Raw genomic sequence first — 15,629 nt, forward strand, 5'->3', positions numbered from 1 at the left:
CATGCGGCATCCCGGTCGACTCCGACGGCGGCTGCTGCTGGCCCTGGTCGCGGGGGCCTGCCTCGGCGGCACGGTGACGGTGACGGTGCCGGCGGGCGCCCGGGTCGAGCCTGCCGACGTCGCCGCCGCACCCGCCGCTCCCGCAGCACCGCTGGCGCCCACCAACATCGCCGGCCGGGGCTCCAGCTACGTCGGCCCGGCGATGACCCAATGGACCGCCGACGCCTACACCCGCGGCCTCAACGTCAACTACCTGCCCACGAGCTCGCCCGACGGGCTGGGGCAGTTCCAGCAGTCGACGGTCAACTTCGCCGGCACCGAGGCGGAGTTCTCGTCGCTGCTCGGCCTCGGCAACGACAACCAGGTGCGCCGCGGCTTCCAGTACGTGCCCGACGTCGCCGGCGCCGTGGCGGTCATGTACAACGTCACGGACCGGGCCGGGCGCAAGGTCGACTACCTGCGCCTGTCGCGCCGGACGGTGGCGCTGATCTTCCTCGGCGAGATCAGCAACTGGTCCGACGCCCGGATCACCAACGATCTCGGCGGCGGCGTCGTCCTGCCCGACGAGCCGATCACCGTCGTCTACCGCTCGGGCCCGTCCGGCACCACGGCCCTCTTCTACGACTTCGTGCAGAACATGGCGCCCGCCGAGTTCGACGCCTGGGTGGCGAGGAACCGCTACCCGCAGGGCGTGCGCATCATCGACCCGGGCGTGTCGCCCAACTTCGTGCCCCGTGGCCTGGGCCTGGCCGGCTCCGACCTGATGGCGCAGCACACGGCCCGCACACCGTGGACGATCACCTACGACGAGTTCGCCTACGCCAAGCGCTACAACGTCAACACCGCCTGGATCCAGAACGAGTCGGGCCAGTGGGTGCAGCCCTACGCCGGCAACATCTCGGCGGCCCTGGAGTCGGCCCAGCTGCGGCCGGACCTGAGCCAGGAGCTGTCGGGCGTGTACCGCAGCCGCGAGAACGGCGCCTACCCGATCTCGGCGTACAGCTACGTCGTGACGCAGTGCGCCCCGGCGGGCGACCGGCCGACCTGCAAGGGCAACTACGCCGACACGAGGATCAGCGAGACGCTCGACGCCTGGATGCAGTACATCGCCTGCGACGGCCAGATCCAGATGGCCGAGATCGGCTACTCGCCGTTGCCGCCGATCCTGTCGCAGGAGATGTACAAGTCCGTCCAGCGCATGTGGGGCCGGCCGATCTCGCAGGCGAAGCAGCTCAACTGGGACAACTGCAAGAACCCGCGCTTCGACCCGAACTACCGCCCACCCACGCCCCCCGACCCGCCGGCGACGACACCACCGGCACGACCGGCGACGACGACGGTGGCGACGACCCGTCCGGCGCTGGTGGCGGTGACACCACCACGACCGTGGACGGGGGCGGCGACGAGGTGGCGGCCGCCCGCTCGGGTGAGGTGGAGGCCGTCGGCGGCGGGTCGGGTTCCTGGCAGGACAGCGACCCGGTGGCCTTCAAGCGCCGAGGGCCCAGTGCGATGAGCCGCTGGCCGCTGGTGGTCCTCGTGCTGCTGCTGGCGATCCCACTGGCGGTGGGCGCGGTCCGGGCGCGCCGCCGCCTGCGGGCTCAGTAGACCTCGCGCAGCCTGAAGCTGTCGACGTCGTAGACGAAGCCCCGGATCGCGTCGCGGCGTTCCAGCCAGGGGCAGTCGCGCAGGCGCAGCACCGCGTCGCGGACCGACGCGTCGAGGTCGTCGAAGCCGCCGAAGTCGAACGGGGGCGCCACACCGGTCTGGTCCTCGAGGCTCGCGGCCAGGTCGGCGTCGTGCAGGTCCTTGAGCCCGCAGGACGTGTGCTGGATCACCATGATCTCCTGCGTGCCCAGCTTGTGCTGCGACAGCACCAGCGAGCGGATCGCGTCGTCGGTGGCCAGGCCGCCGGCGTTGCGCAGCACGTGGGCCTCGCCCAGCTTCAGACCCAGCACCCGGAACAGGTCGATGCGTGAGTCCATGCAGGTGAGCACCGTCGCCCGCAGGCGAGGCTTGGTCGGCAACCCGGTCTCGCAACAGGTCGGACCCGCGAGTCCGGCCGTGTGGCGAGCCAACAGCTCGTCGATCGCTCCCATGGGCACAGAAGCTGGCGGCTCGTTGCCCGAATCACAACCTCGTTCACTCGATCTCCACCGGGGTTCCCATCGGGACGGTGGCGGCGAGGTAGGAGATCACGTCGTTGGGCACCCGGATGCAGCCGTGGCTGACCTGCTCACCGATGGAGTCGGGGTCGTCGGTGCCGTGGATGGCCAGCACGCCCTCGCCGCCCTTGAAGTCGGCGGCGCCGGGGCTGTCGCTGAAGCCGGAGAGGCCCAGCGCGAACGGCCCGTACAGGGCGTCCTCCTTCCCCGGCATGAGCAGCTCCTTCACGTAGTAGCGCCCGGGCGGGGTGGGCATGGCCTCGGTGCCGACCCCGATCGGGGTGGTCCACCTCACGTCGCCGAACTGCGAGAACGTCAGCTTCCGGTCGTGCAGGTCGACCGTGATCCGGTAGTCGTTCGCCGCCAGCCGGACGTCGGCCCTGCGCACCCACCCGGAGCTGCCGTTGGGCCGGATCGGCAGGTGGACCGGCAGCCACTCGCCGCTCACCGAACGCCCCTCCACCAGGAACACCAGCGCCGCGCCGCTCGCCGTGGGGCTCTTCAGGCGGACCGACGGCTCGACCGCGCCCGGGCTGGGGTACACGCCCACCTCCACGCCCCGCGCCGTCGCCACCCAGCTGCCCGACCACGGTTCCGGCTCGTCCTCCCGCATCGCCAGCACCACCGTGCCCACTCCGACGAGCGCCCCCAGCAGCAGCAGGAACCACACGTACCGCAGGTACCGCACGCCGTCGGGCCGTCGCTGTCTCAGCCGGTGAAGCGGGGACGCACCGGCGCCACGACCGTGAAGTTGATCTGCTTGTACATGGCGGCGGCCGCGGCGCCCTGACTGAAGGCGCAGTGGGCGAAGAACGGCACCACGCCGAGGCCGGCCGGGGCGGGGAAGCGCACCACCCACCTGCCGTCCGGGCCCGTCGCCGCGGCGCCGCTCAGCGCACCCGGCCCCAGGCTCCAGAACACCTGCATGGGCTGGGGGCAGCCCTGCACGGCGGTCACCGTCACCTGGCCGCCCGGGTTCACGTACATGGGCGCGAGCGTGGCGGTGAGCTCCGGCCCGGGCTGGGCGGTGCCGGTGCTACCCGTCTCGACGGCCAGCGGGCCGACGAGCGCGGTCACCATCACCACAGCTCCGAGCATCTGCTTCCACATCGGCCCCTTCACTACCCCGAAGAGTACGTCAACCACCCTTCGTGGTCAGTGACCGACCGACGTGAAGTAGGCGGTGAGGTCGTCCACCATCTGGTCGAACGAGGCGGCCGCGAAGAGGACCGGTTGGTAGTGGGTGATGTCGTAGTCGAGCGTCGACATCTGCTCCACGTCCCACGGCCGCACCTCGGCGGCGCGGAACACGTCGATCTCCCCGTACGACGACAGCAGGCCGGCGCCGTACGCCTTGAGCTCGCCGTCCTCGTGCAGCACCCCGAACTCGAGGGTGAACCAGAAGACCTTCGAGAACGCCTGCAGGGCCGCGTCGCCGGCCGCCGAGGCCCGCAGCGAGGCGTGGCCCGCGGCCTCGTACAGGTCGGCCAGCACGGGGTTGGCCAGCATGTTGGCGTGCCCGACGATCTCGTGCACCACGTCGGGCTCGGGGGTGTAGAAGGGCACCGAGTGGTGGCGGATGTACTGGGTCGAGAGGAACGTCCGCCGGGCCAGCGCTCCGTAGAACACCATGGTCGGCACCAGGCCGGGGACCGGCTCGATGTGGAAGCCGGTGAGGGCGTGGACCCGTTCGTCGACCTCCCGCAGCTGCGGCACCCGCTCGCTGGGCAGGTGGAGGCGGGAGGCGCCCGACAGGTAGGCCCCGCAGGCGTAGCGCCGGTGCTTCGCGGCCAGCTCCTGCGACACCACCCGCCACACCTCGTCCTCTTCGGGGGTGTACTCGACGTCGGGGATGGGCTCGCCACTGCGGTACGCCGCCCCCGTCTCGGCGATCTTGGCGCGCCGAGTCCGGTAGGCGACGTCGGACACTCCGGGGTGATCGTCGGGCAGTTCGAACGACTGCCCAAGTGCGGGTGAGTCCTGGATCACGACCCTTCGACCATGTCGCGCATGGCCGTGAGGTCGTCGAGGTCTCCGAGGCGGCGCACGAAGGCACCGAGGAGGATGGCGATGGAGATGACTGCCAGACTTATGAGCACGATCTCGGACACGGTGGGCTCCTCGCTTTCCGATCGACCAACCAGTGACCGAGCGGCTCAGGGGGAGGAGCCGCTCTGTTGAGGTATGACGCCGGAACACACCGATTCATTCCCCAACTTCACTAGCAACCCCATACCCAGGTCGTCCGCGGGAAAGGCCAGGTATTTCGCGGGTGTTGTCGTCGGGCGGCTCAGGGGGCTACGCCACCTACCGCATCGACGGACGGGCCTAGGATCCGGGCGTGGCAGTGGCGATCAGGCAGCTGAAACCGCAGGTGTGGGAACAGGCGGTGACGGTCAGGGCGGCGGCACCTGATGTGTTCCGCTATCTCGTCGACTTCGAGCGCCACCGCGAGTGGGAGCTCGAGCTGCAGGAGGTCCGGCACACGCACGGCCGACCGGGCGAGAGCGGCGCCGAGTACGTGAAGACCTACGGCGAGCGGTCGCCTGGGCTCCTCCGGCGCATGTTCTCCCCGCCGCTCCGGGTCACCTGCAAGGTCACCGCCATCGATCCCCCGGCCCGCCTGGCGTGGAAGCAGCACGTGTCCCACCGTGCGTCGGGCCCGGCGTCGTTCCAGGACATCGACGTGCTCGTCACCCCGCGTGACGCCGGCAGCCTGCTCGTGGTGACCCGCGAGCTCGTGGGCACCGAGGGCCTCGGCGTCGACCTCGCCTCCCGCTTCTCCACGAGCCTCGGCGACCGCCTGCAGGCGGTCGCTCCCGAGAACGCCGAGGCCGTCGGCCGCCTGACCGGCGGCAACCGGCCCGAGGACTTCACCCGGCGAGCACTCGACGGCCACCCCTCACGCGGCCCCGGCCCCACGAGCCTCGAACGTCTCCAAGCGATCCTCGACCACTAGATCACGTACCGACGCTGGTCGGTCAGCTGGTGAGGCTGTCGGTGGTGCGAGGGTCCGGCCGATGTGGGTGAGCCGGATCACACCGGCTCGACCGCGCCGTCCGCGGCCGTCCGCCCGGCGTTGGCCAGCGCCCAGTCGAGCGCGTAGTCGGCGATCGCCTCCCAGCCGTCCTGGGCGGGCAGCAGGTGGGCGTAGCCCTCGTACTCCCTGGTCTCGGTGATCGTGGCCGACTTGTAGTGCTTGGCGTTGGACTGCTGCACCTTGGGCGGCATGAGGTGGTCCTCCCCGCCGGAGATGAACAGGAGCGGGGCCCGGTCGTCGTTCTTGTAGTCGACCCAGATGTCCTGCGGGCCGGGCTCGAAGTTGGCCAGGACGCTGTTGAACAGGATCCGCCCGGACGCCGGGACGTGGTAGCGCTCGTAGAGCCGCTTGGACTCCTCGTCGGTAAAGGTGTTGGTGAAGGCGTAGTGCCACTGATCGTGGGTGAAGCCGACGGCACGGTGGTGGTTGGCGGGGTTCTTCAGCACCGGGAACGTCGAGCGGACCTGCGCCAGCGGCAGGGCGCGGACGCCCTCGGTCGGAGCCGAGTTGATCGCCACCCCGGCTGCCCCGAAGCCGTGGTCGAGGAGGACCTGGGTGAAGGCGCCACCCGCCGAGTGGCCCATCAGGATCGGCGGCGACGGCAGGCTGCCGACGACGCTCTCCAGGTGCTCGATGACCGCGGGCGCGGTGAGGGCCTCGACGGGAGACGGGTCGGCGTTGAGGGCCTCGACCTCGACCTCGAATCCCGGGTAAGCGGGGGTGAGGACGGTGAAACCGCGGGCCTCGTAGCGGGCGGCCCACTCCTCCCAGCTCCGAGGGGTCACCCAGAAGCCGTGGATCAGGACGATGGTGTCGGGGGCCGGGGAGGGGTTGTCGTCGGTCATGGGTGCAGTGTCCGACATGCCGAGGCGGCCGTCGGCGCGCTCTGGGCCAGCCTTGCGCCAGAATGAGCCATGGCGGTGGCACGGACGGTGGGGTCCGACGGCCCAGGCAAGAGTGACGTTGGCGGCCCCGGTCGCCCCGGTCGCCCCGGTCGCCGGCATGTGATCGCCGTCGTCGTGCTCGACACGACGCTGGCCCTCGACACCGCCGTGGCCGCGCAGGCCTTCGGGCCCCGACCGACGGCGTTCGCTGCCATCCGGGACGAGGCCGAGTCGCCCTACGAGGTCGTGCTGTGCGGCGGGCCGCAGTCGACGATCCGCACGGTCGGGTTCGCGACCGACTCGCTCGAGTCGTGGGACCGGCTCGCCGCGGCCGACACCGTGGTGGTCCCGGGCCTCGACGAGCCCGGTCGCCGGCGGGATCCGGAGGCGCTGGAGGCGATCCGGGTGGCGGCGGGGCGGGGCGCCCGGCTGGTGGGGCTGTGCGCGGGGACGTTCGTGCTCGGGCACGCCGGGGTGCTGGCGGGGCGGCGGGCGACCACCCACTGGGCGCTGGCCGACGAGTTCCGTCGGCTCTTCCCCGACGTCGAGCTGTGCGACGACGAGCTCTTCGTCGACGACGGGCAGGTCCTCAGCTCCGGAGGGATGCTCGCCGCGGCCGACCTGTGCCTGCACATCCTGCGCCAGGACCACGGCCAGTCGTACGCCAACGACGTCGCCCGGCTGCTGGTCAGCCCGCCCTACCGCACCGGCGGGCAGGCCCAGTACCGCACCCGGCGGGCCACGTCGGGCGACGGCACGCTGGCCGCCCTCATGGACTGGGCCGTCGAGCACCTCGACGAGGACCTGACCCTGCCGGCGCTGGCGGCCAAGGCGCACCTGAGCACCCGGACGCTGTCGCGCCGCTTCGAGGCCGAGACCGGCCACGGCGCCCTCCACTGGCTCACCGAGCGCCGGGTCGACCGGGCCCGCGCCCTCCTCGAGGAGACGACCCTGACGGTCACCGAGGTCACCTTCGCCACGGGTTTCGGCTCCCTCGCCTCCTTCCGCCGCGCCTTCACCCGCGTCACCAACACCACCCCCAGCGCCTACCGCCAAACCTTCCGCGGCACCGCCCACCCCGCCCCGGCCCCGACGGGTGCAGTGGGTCAGTAGGTCACGGCTTCTTGCGTTGGCGGCGAGCGGGAACCGGACGAGCGGGCTTGGCGGAGGAGGTGCCACCGGTCGGCGACGCCAGCGCTCGTTCGAAGTCGGTGAAGGCGTCGACGACCTCCGAGGCTTCCCAGGCACGGTTGCGTCGCCCGGTCGTGATCTGCGTCAGGATCCCGGCCTCGGCGAACCGATCGATCGCCTCGCCGATGGACGTGACCGAACGGCCGAGCATCTCCGCGACCCCCTGGACGGTGACGATCGGCGTGCCCGGAAGTCGCTCGACCAGCTCTGCCGTGGCCGACCCCGCCCGAACGCCTCCGAGCCTGTCGCGCCAGGTCGCCTTGAGCGCGTCGATGCGCTCCTCGAAATCGCCGGCGTCGACGGCGGCCCTGGTGGTCGCCGCCGCGAAGGTGGAGATCCAGTGGTTCACCCCGTCGACGGCGGCGGGTTGGTCGGGTGAGCCGAGATAGCGGAACGACGTGAGCCCGGCGACGTAGTCCTCGGCCCGTGTGGCCAGGATGAGGCTGATGGGAGGGACCGCCTTGGTGGTCAGCCCTCGGCGCCGGAGGACGACGTGGACGAGGGCTCGGCCGGTGCGACCGTTGCCGTCGACGAAGGGATGGATCGTCTCGAACTGTGCATGGACGACAGCAGCCTGGGCAACCGGGGAGAGCGTGTCGTCGTTGATGAACGCGCACAGGTCGGCCATGAGATCTTCGACGTCACCCTCCGGCGGTGGGACGAACGCGGCGGAGCACGGGTTGTAGCTGGAGCCTCCGATCCAGTTCTGCGCGTCGCGGAGGCGGCCCGCGAGGTGCTTCTGGGGAGTGCTGGCCAGCAGCAACCGGTGGATCTCGAGGATCCCCTCGATGGTGACAGCACCGGCGAGCTGCTGGATCGCGAAGTTCATCGCATCGATGTTGCCGAGGACCTCGGCGGTGGTGACATCGACAGCGGTCTCACCCAGTGCTCCGGCAGCCTCGGCGCGGAGCAGGCGGCGACCACCGACGACGAGGCCCTCGATGTGGGACGACGCGACCGCTTCGGCCCGCAGCAGCAGCCGTGCGAGCGCTTCGGTGTCCACAAGGGACGAGACCTGGTTGTCGAAGCCGGCGAGAGCAGCCTCGGCGTCGGAGACGTCGGCCGCCGTGGTGCCCGACAGGAAGAGCTCCCGGCCGACGAGCCGGTCGGGGATGTAGGCGCTGTACCTGCAGCCCTGGCGGTCTCGCCGGGGCAGGCCGGTCAGATCGGCCGGAGTCCAGGTACGTTCGACGAGCTTCGCCACGCCCTTCTCCACGCTCTCCGCCACATGATCACGGGCCCTTATCCCGGGTTACCCTACAACCTTGAATATGGAACCCTCATGATCCGGGTTGTCGGCGGCTGCACCCCATGAGCCTCTTGTTGCAGACCACGACCCAGTACGCATCGCCGGAGTTGATCGGTGACATCGTCTACGGCGGGCGGGAGGCGGGCGACGATCCCCGGTGGCGGGAGTCGGGGGCGCCGACGCACGGCGACTACGCCCGGTGGTGTGGCCAGTGGTGCGGGATGGCGTGTCTCCACATGGCGCTCACCTGTCGGGACGGCGGGGCTCCGAGCCTCTACGAGCTCCTCGTCGCCGGGCTGCCCTACGGCACCTACGTCCCCCAGCCGGACGGGTCGATCCGGGGGCTGTTCTACGACGCCTTCGTCGCCTACGCCCAGGCTTCGCACGGCCTCGACGGCGAGGTCCACCGGCATCTCGGCCTCGACGACCTCCGGAAGCTGCCGGCCACTGCCGACACGATGGTCGTCGCCTCGGTTCACAAGGAGATCCGCCGTCCCGACCGGCCGGCCCCGGGACGCGGCGGGCACCTCGTGCTCGTGACCGGCCACGATCCGGACACCGACGTCCTCACCTTCCACAACCCCTCCGGCCACACCCCCACGGCGCGCACTGCCCGCCTCGACGCCCCCACGTTCGAGACCTTCTACGCCCATCGCGCCATCAGCCTGCGAGTGGCCGGCAGACCCCGCGCCTCGCAAACTCGGTAGACCGACCTGCGCCGTTACGAGGCGAGGACTCGTTGGGCGGTGGTGAGGATGTCGTCGACCTGGGGGAGGATGGCCCACTCGAGGGTGGGTTCGTAGGCGACGTGGCAGTCCTGGGCGGCGACGCGGGCGACGGGGGCGTCGAGGTGCCAGAAGAGCTCGTCGGCGATCCAGGAGGCGACCTCGCCGCCGAAGCCGCCCCGGCGCACGTCTTCGTGCACCACCATCACACGGGACGTCTTCCGCACCGACTCCGCCACCATCTCCTGGTCCCACGGCACCAGCGTGCGCAGGTCGATGATCTCCACCGACACCCCCGGCGACTCCAGCGAGAGGCGCTCGGCGGCCTGCAGCGACTTGTGGACGGTCGCACCCCAGGTGACGATCGTCAGGTCCGACCCCCGGGACACGTAGCGGCCCCGGCCGAACGGGATCACGTACTCGGCCGCAGGGTAAGGGTCCCGCGTGTACGGCTGGCGCAGCAGGTGCTTGTGCTCGAAGAACAGCACCGGGTCCTCGTGGAGGAACGCCGACCGCAGCAGCCCCACCGCATCCGCCGCCCGGGAGGGGAAGGCGACCAGCAGGCCGGGGATGTGGGCGAAGATCGCCTCGCCGCACTGGCTGTGCCAGATCGACCCGCCGGTGAGGTAGCCGCCGATCGGCACCCGGATGACGGTCGGGCAGGTCCACGTGCCGTTGGAGCGCCAGCGGATGGTGGCCGCCTCGCTCTTGACCTGCTGCATCGCGGGATAGATGTAGTCCATGAACTGGATCTCCGGCGACGGCCGGAGGCCCCGCACGGCCTGGCCCACGGCCCGGCCGATGATGTTCGACTCGGACAGCGGCGTGTTGAAGCAGCGGGCCCGCCCGAACGCCCGCTGCAGGCCGTGGGTGGTGCCGAACACGCCGCCCTTGCCCTCGACGTCGGCGATCACGGCCTCCCGGGCGTCGGCCACGTCCTCGCCGAACACCCGGATGCGCTCGTCGCCCTCCATCACCTCGTGCAGCGCCCGGCGGATCCCCTCGCCGAAAGCCACCACCTCGCCCGCATCGCCCGGCGGCCCCTCCGGCGGCAACGAAGGCAACGCCACCACGTTGTCCATCACCGTGGCCGGGTCCGGACGCCGGGCGGCCAGCGCCTCCTTGGCGGCCTCGGTGACCGTGCGCCGGGCCTCCTCCCGCAACGCGACCGCGTCGTCGGGCGTCAACACACCCCGCTCGACCAGCGCCCGCTCCAGGCCGTCGATCGGGTCGTGCTCCAGCTCCGACTCGAGCTCCTGCGGCAACCGGTACTTGCTCTGCGTGTCGGCCGCCGAGTGCGAGTAGGGCCGCGTGACCCGGGCGTGCAGCAGCGCCGGCCCGACACCGGCGCGCAGGTGGCTGACGACGTCGGGCAGCATGTCGCGCACGGCGAAGTAGTCGGTGCCGTCGACCGAGTTGATCAGCAGGCCCGGGAACCCCGACACCAGCTCGTTGATCGGCGCCGGCGACTGCTCCGAGGAAGGCACCGAGATGGCGTAGCCGTTGTCGGCCACCACGTAGAGGACCGGCAGGTGCTCGGTGCAGGCGGTGTTGAGGCTCTCCCAGAACTCGCCCTCGGAGGTGGCGCCCTCGCCGAGGCTGACGTAGGTGATCTCGTCGCCGTACGCCGGCAACCCCAGGTCGGGCCGACGCACGATGTAGCGGCCCGCCTCGGCGCAGCCGACCGCCGGGATGCACTGGCTGCCCGTGGGGCTCGACTGGGTGACCACGTTGAACGGCCGGTAGCCCCAGTGCGACGGCATCTGGCGACCGCCGGACGCCGGGTCTTCGGCCGAGCCCACCGCCTGCAGCAGGATGTCCTTGGGCGACAGCCCCAGGCCCAGCATCAGGGCGCAGTCGCGGTAATAGGGGAAGAACCAGTCGTAGCCGGGCCGCAGACTCCGGGCGAGCGCGAGGTACAGAGCCTCGTGGCCGGCGCCGGAGATCTGGAAGTACACGCGGCTCTGCTTCTGCAGGGCGATCTCGCGGTCGTCGATCGAGCGGGAGATGCACGCCAGGAGGAAGTCCCGGCGGAGCTCGTCGTCGGGGTAGGGAGACTCGACTTCGCGCCGGTCCTTCTCCCGCGGCATGCCTTTGGTCCTTCCCATGCCGTTGATCGTGGCACACATGTCGGGAAAGCGGTCGTCCTCTGGTCAGATCGTCCCGCGTTTCACGTGGACGTCACGCGTTAGCGACAGGTACCGCCCGCCGTGATGTGCACTCTGACCTCGGACGTGCGAACCGAGCGCGTGCGCAGCGTGAGCTGCTCGGCACAGGGTGACGACGTGACCCGGGCGCCCGTGACGGTGACCGTGTAGCCGTCGGGGTACTGGCGCTCGGGCACGGAGACCACCGTGTCGAGACCGCCACGGTAGCGGCGACCGTCCGGGCCGCGGGCCGAGTAGACGAGGTCGTACACCCGAGCGACCGGGTCGAACGCCGTCGACGTCGGGACACCGGTGACGGCCAGCGGGTAGGGCCGGACCAGGCCGTCGAGCGCGTTCGCCGGGTCGTCGAGCAGGTCGTCGTACGACCAGAACATCCAGCTGACGATCCCGCCGTCGAGCTGCCCGGTGAGCCGCTGCAGGGCCGGGACCTCGGTGGAGGCGCCGAACTCGGTGGCGACCAACGGCCGCTGGTCCCGCACCGCGGCGGCAACGGCGTGGCGCACCACCGCCTCCTCCCCCGCCACGTCCAGCGCGTACGAGTGGAACGACAGGACGTTGCCGCTCCGCGGCCCCGGCAGGCTCGTGCCCGTCTGCCCGAAGTTGAAAAGCACGAACGGCTCCACGTACACGGGCTGCGTGCGGGTGAGGGCCCACACGGCCGCGGTCGCCTTGCGGTGGAACGGCGCCAGCAGCTCCTGCTCCGCCGCCGCGCAGCCGTCGGGCGGCACGAGGCACGGCTCCCAGGCGGCGCCGGGCCACGGCTCGTTCATCAGCTCGTAGCCCAGCACGTAGGGCTGGTGCCGGAACCGCCGCACCACCGCCCGCAGCCCGTCGACGAAGTGGTCCTGCAGGCCTCGCCCGTCGACGGCGGGCCGGTTCTGCCAGAAGCTCTCGAAGGCCCGCTGCATGGCCGGGTTCTGCACGTAGTAGAGGGGGAACTGGGCGGGCGGGTTGGGCAGGCCGTCGTCGATGCCCATCCAGTCCGGGAAGCCGTTGCCGTTGTACTTCGGCCCGTAGCCGTCCTGGTGGAAGTCGAGCAGCACGAAGATCTTGTGGCGGGCGAGCAGGTCGACGGTCTGGGCCAGGTTCTCGACGTAGGCGCGGTCGACGACACCCGGCGAGGGCATGAGGCCGCCGACGACGACGCCGAGGCGCACCGTGGTGAACCCGTTCTCGGCCAGGAGCCGAGCGTCGTCCTCGTCGAACCCGCCGGCCGCCGGGTAGTAGGGCGCCGACTTCTCCACCTCGTTGACGCCGTGGAGGACCACGACCCGGCCCTCGGCGTCGACCAGCCAGCGTCCCGCCTCGCCCAGCGGCGCCACCGGCCCCCGGTTCACCCCCGAGCGGGGCGGGCGGTGCGACGGCGCCGACGCCGGACGCACCCACGCGGTCGACCCCACCACCAGCGCCGCCAACGCGACGAACACAGCCCCCCGACGCCACACGCTCATCGATCCCCCAAGGTCCAGCGGTCGACCAGGACCGTAGCCTTGCCACCTCCGTGCCACGCCGCCGACACATCCGCGGCACGCCGGACGGAGGGCCGTTCCTCGGCGAGGGACGAGCCGGCGTCAGCGGCGGAGCCAGGCGCCGTCGGAGGCGGTGAGGTCGTCGACCCGTGGCGGGAGGTGGCCTGATGCCAGGTCGGCGAGGGTCACCTCCTCCAGCACCGAGCGCAGGCTGGCGCGGGTGGCGACCCAGAGGGTCTGCAGGACTTTGGCTTCGCCGGGGTAGTCGAGCGTCTCCGGTGGCTCGCCCCGGACGTCGGCCAGTGGGCCCTCGACCGCCCGGACGATGTCGGCCACCGAGATGTCGTGGGGCGGACGGGCGAGCCGGTAGCCGCCCTCACCACCACGCTGCGCGACAACGAGGCCGGCAAGGCGCATCTTCACCATGATCTTCTTCGTGTACGCCAGGGGCAGCTTCTGGCGTTCGGCGACCGCGTCGGCGGTGAGCGTTCCCGGGTGCGCCCCGGCCAGTTCCAAGGCGCTGCGCACGGCGTAGTCGACCAGCGCGGTCACTCGCATGCCGCCCAGCATCCCACGTCGTCCCCGGCGCGCCTGACTCATGACCCGGCCGCCGGACGACCTGCCTCGGCGACGGCGCCGGTCGACGGACGTGGTCGAGGTCGTCGCCGTCACGAGACGCCCACCGGCTCGCCGTCGCGCTCGCCGTCCCGATCCCGGGGCGTGAACGGCACCGGCGGGATGCTCTCGAACGGCTTGCCGGCCACCAGCTGCGACTCGCGCCCGTCGGGCCCCACCGGGATGTCGCCGATGAGCGTCACCCGGTGCAGCGTGCGGGGCGTGTCCTCGTCGAGGTCGCGGGGTGCGAGGTGGGCGGTGGTGCGGTTGTCCCAGAAGGCGACGTCGCCGGGACGCCAGCGGAAGCGCACGGTGTACTCCGGCCGCGTGAGCTGCTCGAAGAACAGGTCGAGCAGCTGCTTCGACTCGCGGGGGCTCACGTCGAGGATGTGGCTGGTGAAGCCGGGGTTGACGTAGAGCGCCTTCTCGCCGGTCTCGGGGTGCACCCGCACCACGGGGTGGTGGACGACGAGCAGCTCCCAGCGGGCCCGCTGCGCCTCGTCGAAGCTGTAGCCCTCCCGGTTCTGACCGGCGCCGTAGCGGTGCTCGGCCCACAGCGTGTCGGCCAGGCGCTGCAGCGGCTCGGACAGGCCCTCGTAGGCGGTGACCAGGTTGGTCCAGGTGGTGTCGCCGCCGATCTCGGGCACCACGTCGGCCCGCAGGATCGACCCGAACGGCGGGTTGACGGCCGGCGTGACGTCGGAGTGCCAGCCGGACAGCGACGAGTAGCCGTGCCGGTTGGGTCGGGGGCTGCCGTAGCGCTCGACGAACCGCTTCACGTCGACGGTGTAGATCTCCGGGTAGCCGTCGGGCGGGGCGTCGTCGTGGGGGTGGGCGTAGGTCAGGTCGCCGAAGTTGCGGGCGAAGGCGATCTGCTGCGCGTGGTCGATCTCCTGGTCGCGGAAGAAGACCACCCGGTGCTGCAGCAGGGCGTCGCGGACGGCGGCGACGGTCGGCAGGTCGAGCGGCTGCGACAGGTCGACCCCCGTGATCTCGGCGCCGATGTGACCGGCGATGGGGCGGACGTCGACCGTCGTCGACTCGAGCAGATCGGTCATGTCAGGTACCTCCAGCAGGGAGCGGCGGATTGCGATCGAATTGTTGACAAAGAAGATCGGATTTGTCAATGCTCTCGTCGTTGCCTAGCTGAGGAGGTCCCGATCCGATGTCCCGTTCCCTCCGGTTCACGACCGGACTGCTGCTGCTCTCGTCGCTCGTCGCCACCGGTGTCGCCTGTGGAGGCGACGACGACGAAGCCGCCTCGGCCGGCGAAGCCACGGGCGGTGACTCGGCCAACGGCGAGTCCATCCCGCCGGGCATCACCCTGCGCGTCGGCGAGCAGAGCCCCCTCGGCGAGCTGTCCTTCGAGCTCGCCGGGCTCGACGACGACCTGCCCTACGAGATCGAGTACGTCCGCTTCGAGAGCGGGCCCCTGGTGAACGAGGGCTTCGCCGCCGATGCCATCGACATCGGCTCGATGGGCGACAACCCCGTCATCGGCGCCGCCGCCTCCGGCCTGCCGGTCACCGTGGTGGCCACCACCACCAGCGACGGCCCCGGCTCGCTGCTGGTCGCCCGGCCGGAGTCGGGCATCGAGGAGCTGGCCGACCTGGAGGGCACGCGGGTGGCCTTCACCACCGGCACCGCCCAGCACGGCTTCGCGCTGCGGGCGCTCGACTCGGTCGGGCTGGAGCAGAGCGACGTCGAGCAGGTGGACGTGCCCCTGCAGGACCTGGCCACCGTGCTGGAGTCCGGTGACGCCGACGCCTCGGTCATCACCTACGAGGCCGAGGTGACCTACGAGGCCGCCCACCCCGGCGCCGTCCGCCTGGTCACCGCCGCCGACCTCCCCGGCGCCGGCGGCTTCACGCTGGCGCTCGACAGCTCGCTGGAGGACCCGGGCAAGCGGGCGGCGATCTTCGACTACCTGGAGCGCCGGGTGCAGTCGCAGGCCTGGATCAACAGCCACCCGGACGTCTGGCTCGAGGAGTACTTCGTCGAGGAGCGCCGGCAGACCGCCGAGAACGCCGCCGTCGTCATCGAGGGCACCGGGACCACCACCTACACGCCCATCGAGAACGACCTCCAGGACGCCCACCAGAAGCTCGCCGACCTGCTGTACGAGG

16 protein-coding genes are annotated in these 15,629 nt (G+C 71.3%); 5 read left to right on the plus strand and 11 right to left on the minus strand.

What is annotated here, in order from left to right; translation table 11 throughout:
- The first annotated feature begins 1 nt into the window (after nt 1).
- Nucleotides 2-1,513: a substrate-binding domain-containing protein gene (locus VK611_01430; protein HMG39952.1), complete on the plus strand. Its 1,512-nt coding sequence runs from the start codon at nt 2-4 to the stop codon at nt 1,511-1,513.
- 85 nt (nt 1,514-1,598) lie between these two features.
- Here VK611_01430 and VK611_01435 read toward each other — a convergent pair whose 3' ends face one another.
- The 5 genes from VK611_01435 to VK611_01455 are packed head-to-tail and all read right to left on the minus strand — an operon-like array spanning nt 1,599 to nt 4,273.
- Nucleotides 1,599-2,096: a carbonic anhydrase gene (locus VK611_01435; protein HMG39953.1), complete on the minus strand. Its 498-nt coding sequence runs from the start codon at nt 2,094-2,096 to the stop codon at nt 1,599-1,601.
- 43 nt (nt 2,097-2,139) lie between these two features.
- Nucleotides 2,140-2,850, minus strand: coding sequence for a L,D-transpeptidase (locus VK611_01440; GenBank protein ID HMG39954.1), 711 nt, complete (start codon nt 2,848-2,850; stop codon nt 2,140-2,142).
- Between the two features lie 20 nt (nt 2,851-2,870).
- Nucleotides 2,871-3,284, minus strand: coding sequence for a hypothetical protein (locus VK611_01445; protein HMG39955.1), 414 nt, complete (start codon nt 3,282-3,284; stop codon nt 2,871-2,873).
- A gap of 33 nt (nt 3,285-3,317) precedes the next feature.
- Complete coding sequence (locus tag VK611_01450) at nt 3,318-4,151, minus strand: phenylalanine 4-monooxygenase (GenBank protein HMG39956.1); 834 nt, start codon at nt 4,149-4,151, stop codon at nt 3,318-3,320.
- Nucleotides 4,148-4,273, minus strand: coding sequence for a hypothetical protein (locus VK611_01455; protein HMG39957.1), 126 nt, complete (start codon nt 4,271-4,273; stop codon nt 4,148-4,150). Before VK611_01455 ends, VK611_01450 begins: the two co-directional genes overlap by 4 nt.
- Nucleotides 4,274-4,503: 230 nt before the next feature.
- Here VK611_01455 and VK611_01460 point away from each other — a divergent pair, with 230 nt between their 5' ends.
- Nucleotides 4,504-5,121 carry an SRPBCC family protein gene (locus VK611_01460; GenBank protein ID HMG39958.1) on the plus strand — a complete coding sequence of 206 codons (618 nt, stop codon included), beginning with the start codon at nt 4,504-4,506 and terminating at the stop codon, nt 5,119-5,121.
- Between the two features lie 77 nt (nt 5,122-5,198).
- Here VK611_01460 and VK611_01465 read toward each other — a convergent pair whose 3' ends face one another.
- Nucleotides 5,199-6,047 (minus strand): alpha/beta hydrolase, encoded by an 849-nt coding sequence (locus VK611_01465; protein HMG39959.1) that lies wholly within the window; start codon nt 6,045-6,047, stop codon nt 5,199-5,201.
- A gap of 159 nt (nt 6,048-6,206) precedes the next feature.
- Here VK611_01465 and VK611_01470 point away from each other — a divergent pair, with 159 nt between their 5' ends.
- Complete coding sequence (locus VK611_01470) at nt 6,207-7,199, plus strand: helix-turn-helix domain-containing protein (GenBank protein ID HMG39960.1); 993 nt, start codon at nt 6,207-6,209, stop codon at nt 7,197-7,199.
- Between the two features lies 1 nt (nt 7,200).
- Here VK611_01470 and VK611_01475 read toward each other — a convergent pair whose 3' ends face one another.
- Entirely contained in the window at nt 7,201-8,505 is a 1,305-nt protein-coding gene (locus VK611_01475) for a Fic family protein (protein HMG39961.1), read from the minus strand.
- 83 nt (nt 8,506-8,588) lie between these two features.
- On the opposite strand from VK611_01475, the gene VK611_01480 reads away from it, so the two are divergent.
- Nucleotides 8,589-9,233, plus strand: coding sequence for a hypothetical protein (locus tag VK611_01480; protein HMG39962.1), 645 nt, complete (start codon nt 8,589-8,591; stop codon nt 9,231-9,233).
- A gap of 14 nt (nt 9,234-9,247) precedes the next feature.
- Here VK611_01480 and VK611_01485 read toward each other — a convergent pair whose 3' ends face one another.
- The 4 genes from VK611_01485 to VK611_01500 all read right to left on the minus strand — a co-directional run bounded on the left by VK611_01485 (nt 9,248) and on the right by VK611_01500 (nt 14,561).
- Nucleotides 9,248-11,359, minus strand: a complete 2,112-nt coding sequence (locus VK611_01485) for a thiamine pyrophosphate-dependent enzyme (protein HMG39963.1) — start codon at nt 11,357-11,359, stop codon at nt 9,248-9,250.
- Nucleotides 11,360-11,439: 80 nt separating this feature from the next.
- Nucleotides 11,440-12,870 (minus strand): cellulase family glycosylhydrolase, encoded by a 1,431-nt coding sequence (locus VK611_01490; GenBank protein HMG39964.1) that lies wholly within the window; start codon nt 12,868-12,870, stop codon nt 11,440-11,442.
- 120 nt (nt 12,871-12,990) lie between these two features.
- Complete coding sequence (locus tag VK611_01495) at nt 12,991-13,446, minus strand: Rrf2 family transcriptional regulator (protein ID HMG39965.1); 456 nt, start codon at nt 13,444-13,446, stop codon at nt 12,991-12,993.
- Between the two features lie 110 nt (nt 13,447-13,556).
- Entirely contained in the window at nt 13,557-14,561 is a 1,005-nt protein-coding gene (locus tag VK611_01500; GenBank protein ID HMG39966.1) for a TauD/TfdA family dioxygenase, read from the minus strand.
- A gap of 107 nt (nt 14,562-14,668) precedes the next feature.
- On the opposite strand from VK611_01500, the gene VK611_01505 reads away from it, so the two are divergent.
- Nucleotides 14,669-15,629: ABC transporter substrate-binding protein (locus VK611_01505; protein HMG39967.1), on the plus strand; the 961-nt coding region annotated here is incomplete at its 3' end.

It is taken from the genome of Acidimicrobiales bacterium, assembly GCA_035316325.1.
Lineage (GTDB): Bacteria > Actinomycetota > Acidimicrobiia > Acidimicrobiales > VFJN01 > DASXTK01.